12 protein-coding genes are annotated in these 19444 nt (G+C 66.1%); 9 read left to right on the top strand and 3 right to left on the bottom strand.

Translation table 11 applies throughout. The features are described 5' to 3' along the window. From AC5592_RS34220 to AC5592_RS34195, 6 genes are all read left to right on the top strand, one after another. On the top strand, positions 1-317 hold a 317-nt coding region (locus AC5592_RS34220), incomplete at its 5' end, for an SDR family oxidoreductase (RefSeq protein ID WP_157122430.1). Positions 318-376: 59 nt separating this feature from the next. Then, the gene (locus AC5592_RS34215; RefSeq protein WP_063066576.1) at positions 377-1084 is read left to right on the top strand and encodes a hypothetical protein; all 708 of its coding nucleotides are present in this window, start codon (positions 377-379) and stop codon (positions 1082-1084) included. A 56-nt stretch (positions 1085-1140) separates the two neighbouring features. Next, the gene (locus tag AC5592_RS34210) at positions 1141-2103 is read left to right on the top strand and encodes a sigma-70 family RNA polymerase sigma factor (RefSeq protein WP_084507644.1); all 963 of its coding nucleotides are present in this window, start codon (positions 1141-1143) and stop codon (positions 2101-2103) included. Positions 2104-2115: 12 nt separating this feature from the next. Next, on the top strand, positions 2116-2346 hold the full coding sequence (locus AC5592_RS34205; protein ID WP_063066575.1) for a hypothetical protein: 231 nt from the start codon (positions 2116-2118) through the stop codon (positions 2344-2346). Between the two features lie 92 nt (positions 2347-2438). Then, positions 2439-3680 (top strand): esterase/lipase family protein, encoded by a 1242-nt coding sequence (locus AC5592_RS34200; protein ID WP_063066574.1) that lies wholly within the window; start codon positions 2439-2441, stop codon positions 3678-3680. 169 nt (positions 3681-3849) lie between these two features. Next, the gene (locus tag AC5592_RS34195; protein ID WP_157122428.1) at positions 3850-4875 is read left to right on the top strand and encodes an alpha/beta hydrolase; all 1026 of its coding nucleotides are present in this window, start codon (positions 3850-3852) and stop codon (positions 4873-4875) included. A 104-nt stretch (positions 4876-4979) separates the two neighbouring features. Here the strand turns inward: AC5592_RS34195 and AC5592_RS34190 are convergent, their stop codons facing one another. Next, the gene (locus AC5592_RS34190) at positions 4980-5735 is read right to left on the bottom strand and encodes a helix-turn-helix transcriptional regulator (protein WP_198164020.1); all 756 of its coding nucleotides are present in this window, start codon (positions 5733-5735) and stop codon (positions 4980-4982) included. Positions 5736-5914: 179 nt separating this feature from the next. On the opposite strand from AC5592_RS34190, the gene AC5592_RS34185 reads away from it, so the two are divergent. Further along, on the top strand, positions 5915-8083 hold the full coding sequence (locus tag AC5592_RS34185) for an acyltransferase family protein (RefSeq protein ID WP_157122426.1): 2169 nt from the start codon (positions 5915-5917) through the stop codon (positions 8081-8083). Between the two features lie 65 nt (positions 8084-8148). On the opposite strand, the gene AC5592_RS34180 is transcribed toward AC5592_RS34185, so the two are convergent. After that, the gene (locus AC5592_RS34180; RefSeq protein ID WP_063066571.1) at positions 8149-9072 is read right to left on the bottom strand and encodes a CE1 family esterase; all 924 of its coding nucleotides are present in this window, start codon (positions 9070-9072) and stop codon (positions 8149-8151) included. A 231-nt stretch (positions 9073-9303) separates the two neighbouring features. Next, a complete protein-coding gene (locus AC5592_RS34175) occupies positions 9304-9579 on the bottom strand; it encodes a GlsB/YeaQ/YmgE family stress response membrane protein (RefSeq protein WP_036509744.1) in 276 nt (91 codons plus the stop codon). Positions 9580-11534: 1955 nt separating this feature from the next. On the opposite strand from AC5592_RS34175, the gene AC5592_RS34170 reads away from it, so the two are divergent. Then, positions 11535-12296 (top strand): class I SAM-dependent methyltransferase, encoded by a 762-nt coding sequence (locus AC5592_RS34170; protein ID WP_084507647.1) that lies wholly within the window; start codon positions 11535-11537, stop codon positions 12294-12296. Between the two features lie 287 nt (positions 12297-12583). Next, on the top strand, positions 12584-19444 hold a 6861-nt coding region (locus AC5592_RS34165), incomplete at its 3' end, for a non-ribosomal peptide synthetase (RefSeq protein ID WP_157122424.1).

Raw genomic sequence — 19444 nt, 5'->3', positions numbered from 1 at the left:
GCGTCGGCTGGGCCGCGATGGAAGGTCTCAACCGGGCCCTGTCGGCCGAATGGGCTCAGCACGGCGTGCGCACGATCTGCCTGCGCACCACCGGCATGCCGGAAACACCGGTCATCCACACCGTGTACGGGCTGCACGCCGACGCCATCGGTATCACGAAGGACCAGATGATCGCGGCCGCAGGCGCGATGACCCATCGCAAGCGTCTGACCGCATTGTCCGAACTCACGGCTGCGGCAGTATTCCTCGCCTCCGACCGGGCCTCGGCGATGACGGGCACCGTCGCCAACCTGACCGGCGGAATCATCGTCGACTGACCTCGACCGCCCCGACCACCATGCCGATGCCGGGGCGGGTCATCGGAGGAGCACATGCAATGAATGAGCTACTGGCGCACGCCGTCGCCGCGCACGGCGGCATGGATCGATGGAACCGGCTCGACACGATCGTCGTCGACGCCGCTATCACGGGGGCATTCTGGCAGATCAAGGGACAAGGAGAAGCTCTGCGGAACGTCCGCGTCGAGGTGGACACCACGCGGGAGCGGTTGACGATGGACTTCGTCGGCCAGGACCGCAGATCGGTCTTCGAACCCGACCGTGTCGTCGTGCAGCAGCCGATCGGCACGGTTGTCGGCACGCGCGACGACCCGGAGCGGTCGTTCGAGGGCCACCAGTTCGAAACACCATGGGACGACCTACATCTCGCCTACTTCACCGGTGAAGCACTCTGGACTTATCTGAATACGCCCTTCCTGTTCACCTGGCCGGGGTTCGTGTGCGAGGAGGTCGCCCCCATCGAAGCCGACGGCGAAACATGGCGGCGACTTCGCGTGACATTCCCCGATCACATCAAGAGCCACACCCGCACGCAGGTGTTCTGCTTCGGCCCGGACGGGTTGCTGCGCCGCCACGACTTCACCATCGACATCGTCGGCCGGACCGTCGAGTCGCAGCTGTATGCCGGCGACTACCGCACCATCGACGGCGTCGTCATCCCCGCCACCCGGCGCGCCTACGCCCCGATGGGCGACGACCGGATCGTCTTCGTCGCCATCGACATGGCCGACATCGTCGTCCGCTGATTCGAATTCCTTCCCACCGAGGATGTCACGATGAACAACACCGACCGGAGCGGATCATGCAGACCATGACCGAAGCCGAAGCCGGCGACAAGGATTTCGAAAGGCTGAGCGAGCCGTTCCGGCGTGAGCTGCTCGCCTACTGCTACCGCATGCTCGGCTCGGTCGAGGATGCCGAAGAGGTGGTGCAAGACGTCTACCTCGCGGCATGGCGTGCCTACGACCGCTTCGAAGAACGATCGTCGCTGCGTACCTGGCTGTACCGCATCACGACCCGGGCATGTTTCAAGGCGCTGGACAACAGCAGACGCCGTCCTCTGCCCGCGGATCTGGTTGCCCCACAGACAAACTCGGATGCCGCCCTCGACGCACCGACTCGGGAGGTGCCGTGGCTTCAGCCGATACCCGATTTCCTGTTCACCACCGCACCGGCCGATCCGGCGACCGTCGTGGTGGAACGACAGACGATGCGGCTCGCGCTCATCGGAGCACTACAACAGCTTCCACCACGACAACGGGCCGTGCTGATTCTCCGCGACGTACTGCAATGGCGCGCCGCCGAGGTCGCGGAACTGCTGGAGATGACGACTGCGGCCGTCAACAGCGCGCTGCAACGTGCCCGAACCCAGGTCCCGGTCCGGCGAGACGAGCTGACCGAACCCGCCGAGCCACAGCTGCGGGCCCTGCTCGACCGATACGTGGCCGCGTTCGAAACAGCGGACGTCGATCAACTCGTCGCGGTATTGACCGAGGACGCCAGGTGGGAGATGCCGCCGATCACGACCTGGTTCGAAGGGCGCGATACCATCGTCGCTTTTCTCACCAAGCAGATGCGCGTGATCGGGCCTGCGACACTGGTCGCCGCTGCAGCCAACGGACAGCCCGCCTTCGCGGTCTACGCTCGCGGTGGCGACGGCACTTATCACCCCCACGCGCTGCACGTCCTGACTCTCACGACCGAGGGCGTCGCCCGGATCGTCGCGTTCCACGGCGCATCGTTGTTTCCACTATTCGGACTCTGAGACGGCGACAGCATGTCCGAACCGGAAAACACCGCCACATGTGGTGCGCCCCTCGACACGCAGCTGAGGCTTTTCTGCTATCTCATGCTCGGCTCGGTCGACGCCGCCGACCGCATGATGCGGCAGATCTACCGTCACGCGCCCGACCATCAAGACGAGCTCCAGATTCAGCAATCACAACGCGCCCGACTGTTCGGTATCGCCGCCGACCTCTGTGGCGTCCGCAATTGCTCATCGCACTGATCGGAGTGCTGCCGGCATGAAGCTGTCGGCCGCGGGAGTCGATATCCCCTGGAGGTTGCGCGATTTTCAGTGCACGGTCGTACACTGAATCGATGAGCGATCGGCAACAGTCGGAGATCGAGGCGCTCGCCCGGCTGGCGGGCGACGAACTCGGCGGTGCCGTCGACGGGGTCGCCACGGTGCATCGCGCCATCTCCGATCACGTCTTCGCGGCCGTGCGGCTGGGGGTCGGCCCCGCCGCTCTGCCGGTGCAGGTAATGCACGATTCCATCGCCGACAGCGTGTACCGGATCGCCAGCGGTTCCGCGGTCTCGGCGGGCGTGCTGGCCGAACATGCCGCGACGCTCTCCGGGGTGTCCGCCCCGTCGCGTACGGTTTTCGGTTCGGGCTTCCTCGCTGCCCTGCAGGGGTTGATCGGTGACACTCTCGCCCAGCAGCGGCCGATTCTCGCCCCTCCCATGACGTTTCGGTCCGGCGGCGAACCGGTGGCACCGGAACGGCTCGCGGAGTACATCACGAACCCGAGCGGTCGGCTCGTGATCTTCCTGCACGGTTTGGCGGAAACCGAACACGCGTGGCGTCTCGGCGGCAGACCGACCTACGCCGAACGACTCGAGGCCGATCTGGGCTGCACATCCCTTCAGGTGCGGTACAACAGCGGTCTGCACATTTCCGAGAACGCCCGGCAACTGGATGATCTGTTACAGCGCCTCGTCGAGCACTGGCCGGTCGAGGTCGAACAGTTGTCGCTGGTCGGCCATTCGATGGGTGGGCTCATCGCCCGTGGCGCGTGTTTCGACGCCACCGAGGAGGGACGTTCCTGGGTACGCCAGGTGCGCCAGGTGGTCTGCCTCGGGTCACCTCATCTCGGAGCGCCGCTCGAGCAATTCGTCCATTACCTCTCCGCGGCGCTGGTCCGCGTCCCGGAGACCCGCCCGTTCGGACGACTGCTACGCCGCCGCAGTGCGGGCATCCGCGATCTGCGTCAAGGTTCGCTGGTCGATCAGGACTGGGACGGTGTGGACGCGGACGCGTTGCGCCGCCGAGCGATCCGCGAGGTTCCGCTGCTCGAGGGCGCCGATCATTACTTCGTCACCGCGACCATCACTCGCAGCCCGCACCATCCTCTGGGCCGCGTCATCGGGGACGGTTTGGTGCTCACCACGAGCGGTTCGGGCCGAAAGCGCGCCCGGCGCATCGGTTTCGACGACGACAACGGCATGCATTTACCCGGGGCGAATCATTTCACGCTGCTCAACCACGAGGCAGTCTATGAAGCGTTGTCCCACTGGTTGCGCGGCGAGCGCGAACAGAAATCGCTGCGTTCGGACTGAGTCGGACGAATTCGAACCACAAGGGCCGTGAGAAGCCGAATACGTCGGGGTCCGTGGTGGCGGTTCATGATGATGTAGTCCGCGCATCGGCGCGAGACGGTGCGAAAAGCTGTCTACACGTGGCGTCGACAAGCAAGGATGGAACGCCGTGAGCCCAAGCTTCAGGATCGTGACGACCGCGATACAGGCAGCGGGCGCTCGCGCACTGTCGATGCCCTCGGCGTGGTGGTCGCTGCTGGCGCCCAAGCGCCCCGTCGTCGATGGTCAGCAACTCTCCCCGCGCCTGCACGTGTTGGCCACCCTCGGAAAACGTGAACTGCTCGCCCGGCGGCCCCCGTCCCCGGCAACTCGAGCTCGCTTCGATGTCCTGACACGCATCGCCGGCGGCATCGACCATACCGGGGCCGCTGTCGAAACCATCCAGCTGAGCGGTCCGGCCGGCCCGCTCAGCGCGCGACTCTACGAACCCACAGAACTGCGGCGACCTTGCGGCTTGCTGGTGTACGTGCACGGCGGCGGCTGGCATCTGGGCAGCGCCGCCGGTTTCGACGCACCCGCCCGACTCCTGGCCACGCGCGCCCGCGTGAGAGTACTGTCGGTCGACTACCGGCTCGCGCCCGAACATCCGTTCCCCGCGGCATTCGACGATGTACTGGCCGCGTACCGATTCGCTGTCGATCACGCACCGGACTGGGGTGTCGACAGCAGCCGGATCGCGATCGGCGGCGACAGCGCCGGCGGCAATCTGGCAGCGGCGACCGCCCTGCATCTCGGTGCGGACTCTCGATACCGACCGGCTCTGGCTGTGCTGCTGTATCCGGTGGTCGACACCAGCATGGACGGCTACCGATCCAGCGACCTGTTCACCGTCCCCTTGGATCGCGGCTGCGTCGAACGAGCCCTGACTTGGTACGCCCCCGACCCGCACACCGCCCTCGACCCACGAGTGTGCGTGCTGCGCGCGCCGAATATGGGCCTCATGCCGGCCACTCACATCGCCACCGCCGGAATGGATGTCCTGCGAGACCAAGGCGAAGCCCTGGCCCGCCGACTCGACGACCTCGCCGTACCGGTATCGCTCGAACGCTACGACGACCTGCCGCACGGATTCGCCACCATGCTCGCAGACCCCGACGCACGCGCCGCCACCGAAGACATCGCCGATGCCGTCCGCGCACGAATAGGCGAGCCCTAGCACCAGGCGGATCGACGTCAGGCGGGGAGGTGGACACGCAGTGTCGGTGATGTAGAGGTTGCCTGCCGCGTCGAAGGCGGCGCCGTTGGCCATGGCGAGGCCGCTCACGAACACCTCGCGCCGGTCGCGGTGGCGGGTGCACAGGATGCGGGTTCGGCGTGCCCGGTCGCGGGTACCGGTCCCACCTCGGGATGGACGAATGCGCGCGAATCGGTGCTCGCGACACACACCGCGTAGGCATGCCACAGCTCAGCGAATTCCGCACTGGCCGTGAGAAGTTCGCCGATCACGCACCGCAGACGGGAATCGTCGGGATACACTGCGCCGGCTTGCCGGAAGCCCGCGACGATCGCCTGGCACGTCCAGGTCCAGTCGACGCAGAAGTCCCGGCTGACCGGTTCGAGGAACGTCATTCGAGCCACATTGTCGCGCGGATATGCCGAGAAGAACGCCCTTGCCATGACGTTCGCCGCAAGGATGTCCATCGACGAATTCATCACGAATGCCGGTGCGGCCGAATAGTTTTCCAGCATCTGCCGGAGCACGGGACCGACCGTTTCCACCGCGCGGGCGGCCGGAACGACGCCGGCCGGACGGAACAGATGCTCCCTCAACGCGTCCGAGAGCAGCAGGGTCCGGCTCAGCGCATCGAGTATCTGCGCGGAAGGATGCCGCTCACGCCCACGCTCCAGATGGGTGTAGTAATCGGCACTCATTCCCGCCGCGTCGGCCACTTCTTCACGCCGCAGCCCGGCCACCCGGCGACGACCATACGAGACCAGCCCGAGCTGATCAGGTCGCACGCTCGCCCGCCGCGCCCGCAGGAACCCGCCGAGTTGTTTGCCCGTCACTCCGCCCACGTCAGGCGGTCCGTGAAACGCGGGTCCAGGACTTCCTTCGAATCCCGGTCCGGGAGAATTCCGCGATGTCGAACCGCCGAATTCGACCATAAGCAGCACATCCGGCACCGCAAATTCGTCGGCCACGGAATCGGCACGTCGTCGCGTCACGACCGGGTCGATCAATCACAATGCTGCACATGACGGACACGGCCGTGAGCGGGTTGGCAAATCGGCAGGCAGACCGGGTTCACCATGCATCGCAGCCTCGGGAAGGATTTCGGCCCGATATCGAGGGCCTGCGAGCGGTCGCTGTCGTGGCAGTCGTGCTGTTCCATGCGGGAATTCCGGGTATAAGCGGTGGATTTGTCGGTGTGGACGTCTTTTTCGTGATTTCCGGATTTCTGATCACCGGCAAACTGTGGCGAGAGGTAAGAGCCAGCGGCACCATCGGGTTGGCCCGGTTCTACGGAGCACGCGCTCGCCGGCTGCTGCCCGCGGCGGGCATCGTGGTGGTCGCCACCGCGGTCGGCGCGGCGGCGCTGTTGCCGCCGCTGCAGGCGCGCCAGGTCCTCGGCGACGGGATCGCCGGCGCGTTGTATGTCGGAAACAATCGGCTGGCCCTGCGCGGCACCGATTACCTCGCGGCGAGCGAGCCGCCTTCGCCGTTCGAGCACTTCTGGTCACTCGGCGTGGAGGAACAGTTCTATCTGGTGTGGCCGGTGCTCATCGTCGCGTCGGCATGGCTCGTGCGGCGCCGCCGCACCGGATCGGCCGGGCCACTTCCCTATCTGATCATTCTTGCGGCTGTCGCCGCGCTCTCGTTCACGATCTCACTGATCTGGACCGGCACGCTGCCTCCGTGGGCATTCTTTTCGCTGCCCGCCCGGGCGTGGGAGTTGGCCGCCGGCGGCCTGGTGGCGCTCTCGGTTGTCGTGTGGTCCCGGTTGCCGCACTCGGTGGCCGCGCCGGCCGGATGGATCGGTCTGGTTCTGGTCCTCTTTGCTTGCACCCAATTCGACGGCAGGACACCCTATCCCGGCAGCGCGGCCCTGATGCCCGTCGCGGGTACTGCTCTGATGATCGTATCCGGCTGTGCCGGACCACGTTTCGGGGTCGGTCGGCTGCTGACCCGCGGTCCGGTGCGGGCGATCGGAGCCGTGTCCTACGCCTGGTATCTGTGGCATTGGCCGGTGTTGCTGCTGGCACCGCATATGCTGGGCCATCCGCTCGGGCGAGTCGGCGCAATCGGTGCGCTCGTGATGGCCGGCGGGCTTGCCCTGCTCACCCAGTGGACGGTCGAGAATCCGGTCCGCTTCGCTGCACCGCTGCGGAACTCGGCCGCGCGCAGCCTCGCCTGCGGCTTCGCCTGCACCGCACTCGCCACGAGTGCGGCACTCGTCCTGCTCGCGCTCGTCCCCGCCCCGGTCGGGCACGGCGAGGCGGCACCGTCCCTCGTACTCACCACGCCCCGCGACTCGGCCGCGACCGCCGCCGACCCCCGTGACGAGGCGGTCCGGCAGCTGATGGCACAGGCGCAATCCGCGGTCGCCGCCTCGGCCGAAATCCGTGCTGTCCCATCGAATCTCACCCCTTCGCTCGACATCGCGCCCGGCGACAAGGCCGACGCGTTCACCAACGGCTGTGTCCGGTCGTGGCGCGAGGTCGGCCAGGGCGAGTGCGCCTCGGGTGATCCGGACTCGTCCACCACGGTGGCCCTGGTGGGCGATTCCCATGCGGCGATGTGGAATCCGGCGCTCGAGCCGATCGCCGAGGCGCGGCACTGGCGGCTGGAAACGATGGCCAAGGTCACCTGCCCCCTGCTCGACCTGCCCATCACCAGCCCGTACTTGGACCGGGAGTACACCGAATGCGAGCAGTGGCGCGGCCAGGTGCTGAACCGGCTGCGCAACGAGCGCCCGCGGTTGGTCGTGGTGGGCATGTCCCGACGCTACGGCGGCGATTTCGGCTTCGTCTCCTACGATCGAGCCTGGGTCGACAGCCTGGCCCGCCTGGTGTCCGAGCTGCGCGCGATCGGTTCGGCGGTGCTCGTTCTCGGCCCGATCCCCGATCCCCACAGCACGGTGCCGACGTGCCTGTCCGAACACCTCGACGATGCCACCGCATGCGCACCCGCACGCCCCGTCGGAGTGAACGACGCCGGCGTCACGGCCGAGCAGGCGGCGACCGCGGCCGGTGGCGGCGAGTACGCCGATCTCACCTCGATGTTCTGCGCTGCGGGCCGCTGCCCCGTCATCGTCGGCAATACTCTGGTGTTCCGCGACGACAATCACCTCACCGTCAGCTACGCCCAGACCCTTGGACCAGCGATCGGTGCCCTCACCGACCGCGCCCTCGCCCACGGATGACGGGCACCGGAATCCACTGCGGCATCGGACGCCGGCTCTGCCAGTGCAGAGTGCCCGCTCGGCTCCTACGGGAGAGTGGTGGCGAACATGAAGTTCCACAAGCGATCTCGCAGATCCTCGCCCGCCGCGCCGGACGGCCACTGGTGAAACTGGCCGTTTTCCACCCGGTACTGCACGGAGGTCCCGCTCCGGCACGGTCCGTAGCCGGCCGTCGTGCCGAAGGTGTCGCTGGACCGGGCTGGAAGGACGGGGCAGCCATCGCGATCTACCCATGCGCCGACGTTGGCCACACCGGCCGCCGGATCGGAGATCGGGTCGACCTGTCCCTGGGCGATGACGACGGAGATCGGGCGAGCCGGTTTGCAGGGCGACCCGGGACTGGGAATCAGCAGGGTGGGGTTGGGGAGGGTGGGATCGCCTCCCTCCCAGGAGGTTACGTCCGCGAAGACGTCGGAGGCGTCGCACGCCAGCCGCTGCGACATGATGCCGCCGTCGGACCAGCCGCTGCTGTATACGCGTCCGGGGTCGATGCACCAATTCGCCTCGATGTCGGCGACGACCGAGCGCAGGAACCGGACGTCGATCGAGCCCTGCTGGAATTCCCAATCGTTGCCCACCAGACCGTTACCGGGATCCAGCGGCAGATTGTTGGCGTTGCCCTGCGGGTAGGCGACGATGAAGTGGTGCGCGCCCGCGTAGGGAGTCCAGCCCGAGACCTGCTCGAAATCTGCCGCATTGCTGGCATTTCCATGCTCGGCGAGCAGCAGCGGCACCGAGTGTCCGGCCAGGCCGGCGGGAACGTTGAGCCGATAGATCCTGTTACCGATCGTCCGTACGACGGTACCGGCTGTCGGTGCCAGACTGCATTGCGCCGCGGCGGGGCGAACCGGGCTCCGATCAACATGTGTCACCTGCGCAATCTGCAATGACGCGACGAATGCGGCGGTAGCGGCCACGGCCGCGGCGAGGTGAATTGCGATAGCGCGCATACTTTCCCATCATCGAGACGGCGATGGGCAGCAGCCTACTGTGGCCCTGGTTTTCCATAGTGGTAAACGGTTGAATCGGTTCACCTCGCCTGCGCGCGACCGAATTTCGTGGACACAATGCTGGGCTCGGAGGCCACGACGGCCTCCGAGCCCAGCATTGCGCCTCCGTTCATCACACCCAGCTCACGCCCGACCGGGCGGACGAACGGGCGATCCCGAGGCGAGGCGCGCTTATCGGAGTGCGCGTCCGCGGCCGGTGACCATACCGACCAGGAACAACAAGACCACCGCGCCGCCGAGGCAGGTGAAGAAGCTGAACCACAAGCCTCCGCCCTCGACATCGACGCCGAACAGTTTCAGCAGGAACCCGCCGATGAGGCCGCCGACCACGCCGACCACAATATTGAGCAGAATGCCCTGCTGAGCATCGGTTTTCATGATCTTGCTGGCCAGCCAGCCCGCCAATCCACCGATGATGATCCAACCGATGATTCCCAGACCCAGCATCGTGTCTCCTCTTTCGAACGTCGAAACGCTCCTCATCCGAGCGTGCTCGACGCCGATATACCCCGCATCCCGACAACCAACCAACCGACATCGAAAGCACCAAACACTCTGTGTGACAGCCACTTCGCGTACAACAGTCTGTCCGCGTCTATGCCGCGCCGGGCATCGCCGTACCGGGCCCGCGGTCGAAGATTCGACCACGCCCACATCGTGATCACCACCGTCCTCGCGCTTATCCGGGAAACCCGCATCGTCGGTGTTCGACCAACCAGCGGCGATCGGAGGATTTGCCGACCGCCGCCCCCGGGAAGCCGGGACCGCTGGTCGCTGTTTCGACACCAGCAACGGCGGTAGCGTAGAGAGGGCGGGCGGCAGGAGCGAACAGCATAGAAAAAGGGGCCCGGTTCGAACAGGGTCTTTTCGCGGGGTACGTCGGCCACCGGAAATTGCATCGAAAATGTGAACCTGGCACACCTGCTGTTCGTGCTTGCTGGATAAGACAAAGGATAGAAAGGCAAGCTTCTCACCAACGAGCACAACGGCGAGTTGCGGCAGGGAGTGCCATGAGCAAGCTCGGACAGCAAGCCATCGTCTGCGGTGCGAGTATGAGCGGGCTGCTGGCCGCCCGGGTGCTGTCGGACTTTTACGAGCAGGTCACACTCGTAGAGCGGGACCCGCTGCCCGAGGGTCCCGAGCAGCGTCGCGGTGTGCCCCAGGCGCGGCATTTTCACGCTCTCCTGAGTACGGGATCGAATGTCCTGGGCCAGCTGTTTCCCGGCCTGCTCGATGAACTCGTCAGCGCAGGCGCGAATGTTCTGGCCAACGAGCCGTCGCGTGTCTATGTCCGGTTGGGCCGGCACGAGCTCGGCGGTTCGGACAAGTATGCCGACCCGGCATCGCTGGTCGTCTATCAACCCAGCCGGCCATTTCTGGACTCCCATGTCAGGCGGCGGGTCCGCGCCATCGAGAACGTGAGAATCCTGGACAGCCATGGTGTCGTCGAGCCGATGACCGACCGGGCGCGCCGGGTCACGGGCGCGCGGGTGGTCAACCGCTACACGGGTGAGGAAACCGGGCTGAATGCCGAACTGGTGGTCGATGCGATGGGACGCTCCGCGCACACCCCGGCGTTTCTCGACAACCTCGGCTGCGAGCGACCGACCGAGCAGCGCTACCCGGTGCATCTGAGCTACGCCAGCCAATTCCTGCGGGTTCCCGCTGACATCGTCGGCGACAAATTGGGCTTCTCGGTGAGCCCGCTGCCCGAACGACCGGTCGGGGTGGTGGCCGTGGCCTACGAGCACGACACCTGGATCCTGACCCTGTTCGGCGTGGACGGGCACAAACTTCCCCACGACCTGTCCGGCGTCATCGAATGCGCCGCGCAATTCGCGCCGCCGTCCCTGATCGCCGCGCTGCGGTCCGCCGAGCCACTCGGCGCGATGTCGGCCCAGCATTACCCGGCCAGCACATGGAGACGCTACGACAAGATGCGTCGATTCCCACCGGGTCTGCTGGTGATGGGCGATGCGATCTGCAGCTTCAACCCGGTCTATATGCAGGGCATGACCATGGCCGCGCTGCAGGCGGTCGCGCTGCACAACTGTCTGACCGATCGCGACGGAGACTTGAGCCGGCGATTCTTCAAGGCGACTGCCAAGCAGATCGGCCCGGTGTGGCGGGGGAATCGGTTCACCGATTTCACCGTGTCCCAGGGAGATGGTTGGCGCCGGGCGCCGAGACGCGCGGTGAACTGGCCCATAGACAAGGCACAGGAAGCCGCCGCGAACGATCCGGCGGTCGCCGAAGCCGTCCTTCGGGTGATGCATTTCGTCGACCCACCTGCCCGCCTCGCGCGGCCCTCGTTCCTGATGAGGCTGGTCACGGCCAACCGCCGAGCCGCAGCGGCGTCGAAACGGCAGAAAGGTGGCGGCGCGGAGAGCAGGGTGAACGATATGGCCACCGAAATCTTCGACATCGACCGCATGCCGCGCGGTGGACCCGATGCGTCGTGGCTGGACCGGCGGTTGCAGACCGATCGTCTGGAGTACCTCGACCGCGACGACGTCGATGCTCGCAAGCGCAGCATCATGCGTTCTCTGGACCGCGGCGAAAGGGTTTTCGGGATTCACCGGAGACTCGCGCGCATCGTGCTCGACGAGGTCACCGGCGTGCGCGATCCCAAAATCCTCGAACTCGGCGCCGGCCACGGTGGGCTGTCGCGGGCGCTGCTGTCGATGCATCCCACCGCCCAGGTCACGGTCACCGACATCGAGCCCGCATCCGTAGCCGCCATCGCCGCCGGTGACCTGGGCAGCCATCCGCGGGCCACCGTGCGCGAGATGGATGCCACCGCCATCGACGCGCCCGACGGGTACTACGACCTCGCCGTGTTCGCGCTGTCCCTGCACCATCTGCCACCACCGTCGGCCGCCCGGGTGTTCGCCGAAGGCACCCGCGCCGCCGATGAACTGCTGATCATCGACTTGTCGCGGATGCCTTCGTTGCTGCACCTCGTCACGGTGGCGTTGGCACTGCCGTTGACGATCGTTCCGTACTGGCACGACGCGTTGATCAGCTCGCTGCGCGCCTACAGCCCGTCGGCGCTGCGTGCGTTGGCCGGCTACGCCGACCCGGCGATCACCGTCGAGCTGCGCAGGCAGCCGCCCGTTCTCCCCGGCAGCCCGCAGATCGCGGTGGCCAGTTCTGCCCGGTAGCCCAGATCCTCCCCTGACTCCTGATGTCTTCCAATCCCGTTCGGCGTAGGGTGCTCGTGAGGCCACATCGTCAGTGGCTCCCGCGAGCGTCCACGGCACCTCCCTCAGACGATAGGGGCCGGACGCGTGGACATTCGATTGAACCGATCGGCATCGAAGCCCGTGTCCACGAACATGGGTGCAGTGTGCGCTATCGCCATCACCGCTACAGCCGGCCCGAGATCACATGATCGGTCGTCGGGTTGCCGGGATTTGAAGCCTCGAGGACATACGAGGAATTCGTCATCATGCTCAACTACGGTGCTCAACTGGAGGTTCTGGGGTCGTTAACCGCCGCTCAAAGGTCGATTTGGGCTGCCCAACAACTCCGGCCCGAAGTCCCTTACAATGTGGCCGTTTTCCTGACGATCGATCACGATGTCGACGCCGAAAGGCTCATGGTCGCGTGCGAATCGGCGGCAACGCGGTTCGGCACACCCTGCGCGCGGCTGTCCCTCGACGACGGCGAACCGGTTTTCATAGTCGACCGCTCGTTTCCGCACACCCTGCGTTGTATCGATCTGCGCTCCGAGCACGACCCGGAATCGGCTGCTCGCGACTGGATGGACAACGACTACCGCCGGCCGATCGATGTGGCCCGTGACCGGCTCACCGACTTCGCACTGCTGCGGATCGCCGACGAACTGTCGTACTTCTACCTGCGTACACACCACCTTCTCTTGGACGGCTACGGCGCCGATAATCTGATGCGGCACATCGCGGCCGTCTACTCGGGCGCGGCGCCCGTTACGGGCGAAATCGACTTCTCCGAGTTCGACCTGATCCGCGGCGCGGATCAGAAGTATCAGCAGTCCTCGCGCAGCCGGGCCGATGCCGAGTACTGGAAAGCCGTTGTGCGGGAACCTCTCGACATCACCGACCTGGGCGGGACGCGGAGGCCGGTGGCACCACGCCACCCGCTGATCCGGGAACTGAAGTGCCCGCCTCGGCTCGCGGACAACCGGCATGTCCGCTTCGATGTCGCAAGGATTGTCGCGACCGTAGCGGTGTTCATCGCGAAAACCACAGGACAGCAACATGTCTCGTTGTCGCTGCCGGTTTCGGCACGGACGACCGCGGCACTGAAACGGTGTACGGGCATGGTGTCGAACATGGTGCCGCTGCTCGTCGACGTCCATGACGACGACACCATCGGTGCACTGAGCGATCGGGTAGCCGAGGCCATGATCGGTGCGTTGCGGCATCAACAGTTCCGGCGCTGGCCGGACCTGATCGCCCAGGCGACCCGACCCGATATGAACATCGAATTCGGCCCGGCGATCAACATCATCGACTTCGCCGCCCCGCTTCGTTTCGGGCCTTCCGAAGTGACGTACAACGTATTGACCACCTATCCCATCCAGGACTGCGCGATCAACATCTATCCGCAACTGGGTGACGGCGCGCCGCGAATTCAGTTCATGTGGAATCCGGACCGGTACGCCGACGACGACATCGCCAGGCACATAACCCGACTGGAAATGCTTGTCGACCGCCTTCTGGTGGCGGATGCGTCGGTGACGGTGGGAGAGGTGTCGCTGCTGGCTACCGGTGAACGCGATCTGGTGTTGTCGAAGTGGTCCGGTGCGCGAGTGGCGGCGCCGGTCGGGTTGGCGCCGCAGTTGCTGGCTGCGGCGGTGGCGGCCTGCCCGGCCGCGCCGGCGGTTGTCGACGCTGCCCGGGAAGTGTCGTATCGCGAGCTCGACCAGTGGTCGACGAGGTTGGCGCGGGTGCTGATCGAAGCGGGCGTGGGTCCGGAGCGCGCGGTGGGTGTGGCGATGGATCGCTGCGTGGAGTTGGTCGTGACATGGTGGGCGGTGGCCAAGGCCGGCGGGGTGTATGTGCCACTGGACCGGGCCCATCCGGTCGAGCGGATCACCGCGGTGCTGGACGCAGTGGGGGCGGTATGCGTAGTGGCTCGCGGGTCCGGCACGGTAGCCGGGGCCGCGATGCGTCCGGTCGTGCGCGTCGACGCTCCGGATGTGCCCGAGCGGTCCGCGGCGGCGATCACCGACGCTGATCGGCAGGCCGAGTTGCGGGTGGACAACACCGCGTATGTGATGTTCACTTCGGGATCCACCGGTGCCCCCAAGGGGGTGGCGGTCAGCCACGCCGGCCTGTCGGGATTGGCCGCGGCGCAGCGAGCGGTGTTCGGGTTGGGCGCGGATGCGCGGGTTTCGATGGTGGCCGCGCCGACCTTCGATGCGTCGATCTTCGACATGCTGTGGGCGGTCGGATCGGCCGCGGCGTTGGTGGTGGCGCCGCCGCGGGTGTATGCCGGGGAGGCGTTGACCGCGTTCCTGGAGGACCAGCGGGTCAGCGCGGCGGTGTTGACCCCCACCGTGCTGTCGTCGCTGGATCGGACCCGGCTCGACCGGGTAGGCACGGTGATCACCACCGGTGAGGCCTGTCCGCAGGAGTTGGTGGCCGTCTGGGCGCCGGGACGGCGGATGTTCAACGGCTACGGGCCCAGCGAGACCACCATCGGCGCCACCCTTGCGCCAGTGTCGGCGGGGCAGCCGGTCAGCATCGGCACCCCGATCCCGGGGATATGCGCACTGGTGCTCGACGCGCGGCTGAACCCGGCCCCGGTCGGGGTGGTGGGCGAGCTGTATCTGGGCGGGCCTGCGCTGGCGCGCGGCTATGTGGGCCGGATGGAGTTGACCGCGGAACGGTTCGTGGCCAACCCCTATGGGGAGGCCGGCGTGCGGGTGTATCGCACCGGTGACCTGGTGCGCTGGACCTCCACCGGCACCCTGGATTACGTGGGCCGCGCCGACACCCAGATCAAGTTGCGCGGGCAGCGCATCGAACTCGGTGAAATCGAAAACACGCTGCTGGCCTGCCCACAGGTCACCCGGGCCGCCGCCACCATGCACCGGAGCACCACCGGCGCCCACCTCATCGCCTACGTCGTCCTCGACCACACCGCCACCACCGATCACGACGCCGATATCGTCGAACAGTGGCGACACATGAACGACGAGCTGTACGACGCCGAGGTGGCGGCGCCGGGGTTCGGCATGGATTTCCGGGGCTGGAACAGCAGCTACACCGATGATCCGATTCCGCTCGAGGAGATGATGGAGTGGCGTTCGGCCACCGTGGATCGGATCCTCGCCCTGCAGCCGCGGCGAGTGTTGGAGATCGGTGTCGGCTCCGGGCTGGTGCTGTCACAGATCGCGCCGCAGTGTGAGAACTATGTTGCCACCGACGTGTCGGCGGTGGCGATCGACAATATCGCGCACTGGCTCGAGCAGATGCAGATCCCGTGGCGTGACCGAGTCCAGTTGCTGACCCAGCCGGCTCATGTCACCGAGGCACTGCCGCGGGGCTCCTTCGACACGATCATTCTCAACTCCGTTATCCAGTACTTCCCCAACAGCGATTACCTGACCGAGGTAACCGACGCCGCCCTGGATCTGCTGGGCCCCGGTGGGGCGATGTTCATCGGAGACGTCCGTAACCACACCCTGCAGGGCGCGTTCCACACCGCGGTCACGCTGGCCCGCACCGCCACCACCGACGCCGCCGAGATCCGCGGGCGAGTCCAACTCGCCGTGCTCGCCGAACCCGAATTGCTGCTGGCCCCAGAGTTCTTCACCAGGTGGGCCGCCGGCCATCCGGCGGTGGCCGGACTCGACATCCAGGTCAAACGCGGATCAGCCGACAACGAACTCAACCGGTATCGGTACGACGTCATCGTCCACACGACGCCGACGCCGGTCCGCTCATTGGCCACGGCACCCACTCGGGCGTGGACCCGAGTCGCGGGGCTGCGCGGGCTGCGCACGCAGCTGATCTCCGAACATCCTGCCACCCTGCGCATTACCGGCATCCCCCGTACGGGACTGATCACCGATGTCCGCATCGAACGCGCCCTCGCCGACGGACTATCGCTAGCCGTCGCACTCGCCCGAGCCGACGCTACCTCGGACGCCGTGACCCCCGAACAACTGCACCGCGTAGGCGAAACCACCGGATATCAGGTCGCCGTCACGTGGGGCGCCCACCCCGGCACTCTCGATGCCGTTTTCCTCACCCCCACCGACCCTCACCGCCGGCACGCTCCACCGCTGACCGACCTCTACCTGCCTGCCAGCGCAGACCATCGAATCACCGCCCACGCCAACGACCCCCACACCGACACCGAAATCGCCGCCATCCGTCAGCGGTTGAGCTCGTGGTTGCCCGATTACATGGTGCCGGCGCAGATTGTGGTGCTCGACGAGTTCCCGCTGACCTCCTCGGGGAAAATCGACCGTCAGGCTTTGCCGGCACCGACGTTTGCCGCCGCGCCCTTCCGGGAGCCACAGACTCGGGCCGAAAAGATCATCGCCGAGGCGTTCGCGGAGGTACTGGGCCGAGACCGGGCGGGGCTCGATGACGATTTCTTCGCCCTCGGTGGAAACTCGTTGACTGCTACCCGGGTGAGCGCGCGGCTGCAGCTCGCGCTGGGCAGGGAAGTGCCGGTGCGGTATCTGTTCGACGCGTCCACGGTCGAGGGTCTCGCCGACTACCTGAACCGGCATCGTGGCGGCCCCGCTCAGTCGACACTGCGGGTTATGCCGCGCCCGGAGCGGGTCCCGTTGTCGTATGCGCAGCAACGACTCTGGTTCATCGACCAACTCCAAGGACCCTCCCCGGTCTACAACATGCCGATCGCCTTCCGGATCAACGGACCACTGGATACCGAAGCGCTAGCCGCCGCCCTCGACGACGTCCTCGCACGCCACGAATCACTCCGCACCATCTTCCCCGACACCGACGGCGTGCCCTTCCAACACGTACTGCCCGCACAAGCAGGAATGTGGCGACGCCACGGCCCGGCAGTCGTGCCACTGCCCGAACAAGACCTGACCGACACCTTGGCAGAACTGGCCCGGTACCGGTTCGACCTGTCGACCGAGATCCCCATCCGCGCCCAGATCTACTCGGTGGGACCCGAACAGTATGTCGTAGCAATCGTGTTGCACCACATCGCTTTCGACGGATGGTCACCGATCCCCATGGCCCGCGACGTGAGCGAAGCGTACCGAGCGCACCGACACGACCACGCCCCGGACTGGACGCCACTACCGGTGCAATACGTCGACTACGCACTCTGGCAACGCACCCAACTCGGCGAACTACACGACCCCCACAGCCGCATCACCACCGAACTGGAGTACTGGGAACACACCCTCGCCGGAATGCCCGAACACCTCGACCTCCCCACCGACCGACCCTACCCAGCAACAACCGACCAACACGGCGCCAGCGTCACCATCGACTGGCCCGCCGAACTACAACACCACATCGCCGAGGTCGCACGCGACCACAACGCAACAAGTTTCATGGTCATCCAGACCGCCCTCGCGGTACTACTGTCCACGATCAGCACCAGCACCGACGTCCCCATAGGATTCGTCGTCGCCGGCCGTGGCGACCCGGCTCTCGACGAGTTGGTCGGCTTCTTCGTCAACACTTTGGTACTGCGGGTCGATCTGGCCGGGGATCCCACCTTTACCGACCTGTTGACCCAGGTTCGCACGCGCAGCCTGGAGGCGTTCGAACACCAACACGTGCCGTTCGAGATGCTGGTGGAACGTCTCAACCCAGCCAGATCATTGATGCATCACCCGCTGATCCAGGTGTTACTGGCGTGGCAGAACTTCGCCGGAAACAACGACCTCGGAGCCGGTTTCGTGCTGGACGATCTCGACGTCACCTCGATCCCGTTGGACACCCACAGCGCCCGCACGGACATCGCGTTTTCCCTCGGCGAACGCTTCACCGACACCGGCGAACCCGCCGGACTCACCGGCGCAGTCGAATTCCGCACCGACATCTTCGACACCACCACCATCAACACACTCATCCAACGACTCGAACGAACACTGAACGCCATAACCAGCAACCCGAGGCGATCGCTGTCGTCGGTGGACCTGCTCGACGAATCCGAACACACCCGGCTGGACGAGATCGGCAACCGGGCCGTATTGGATGCGCACATATCCCCGGCGATGTCGGTCCCGGCATTGTTCGCCGCACAAGTCGCCCGCACCCCCGACGCCATAGCACTCAGCTACGGTGATCGTTCATCCAGTTACCGGCAGCTGGAGCAAGCGGCAAACCGGTTGGCACACCTGCTGACCGACCGCGGTGTGGGCCCCGGATGCGTGGTCGGGTTGCTGATGCAACGCTCCGCACAAGCGATCACCGCGATAGCGGCAGTGCTCGAAACCGGAGCCGCCTACCTACCCATCGATCCCGAACACCCCAGGGCACGAATCGAATTCATGCTCACCGACGCCACACCCTCAGCCGTGATCACCACCGCCGATCTGGCCGGACGGTTGGACGGGATCGACGTCACCGTCATCGACATCAACGACCCCGCACTCGACACCCAACCCAGCACCCCGCTACCCGCGCCCAGCCCGGACACCATCGCCTACCTCATCTACACCTCCGGCACCACGGGGGTCCCCAAAGGTGTGGCGGCCACCCACCACAACGTCACGCAACTGTTGGTGCCCTTGGATGTCACGCCTGCGTCGGAACAGGTATGGGCGCAATGTCATTCGCTCGCCTTCGACGTCTCCGTCTGGGAAATCTGGGGCGCGTTGCTGCACGGCGGACGACTGGTGGTGATCCCCGACGCGATCACCCGCTCCCCCAACGACTTTCACGATGTTCTCGCCGCCGAACACGTCACCGTGCTGACCCAAACGCCGACCGCGGCGGCGATGCTGACACCCCAAGGTCTGGAATCGGTCACCCTGATACTCGGCGGCGAATTCTGCCCCGCCCAAGTGGTAGACCAGTGGGCACCCACGCACACGGTCATCAACGGCTACGGACCCACCGAAACCACCATGTGCGTTTCCTTGACTGCGCCATTGGCGCCGGGTTCGGGAGCACCACCGATCGGCTCACCAGTACCAGGTGCAGCGTTGTTCGTCCTCGACCGCCGGCTACGGCCGGTGCCGATGGGAGTCACCGGCGAGTTGTATGTGGCCGGCACGGGTGTCAGTCCCGGATATTGGCGTCGCACCGCGTTGACCGCATCGCGGTTCGTGGCCTGTCCCTTCGGAGAAACCGGGGCACGCATGTACCGCACCGGA

It is taken from the genome of Nocardia violaceofusca NBRC 14427, from assembly GCF_963869435.1.
Taxonomy (GTDB): Bacteria; Actinomycetota; Actinomycetes; order Mycobacteriales; family Mycobacteriaceae; genus Nocardia; species Nocardia aobensis.
Note: the sequence above shows the minus strand (reverse complement) of the source record. Positions and strands in the feature narration are given on the sequence as shown.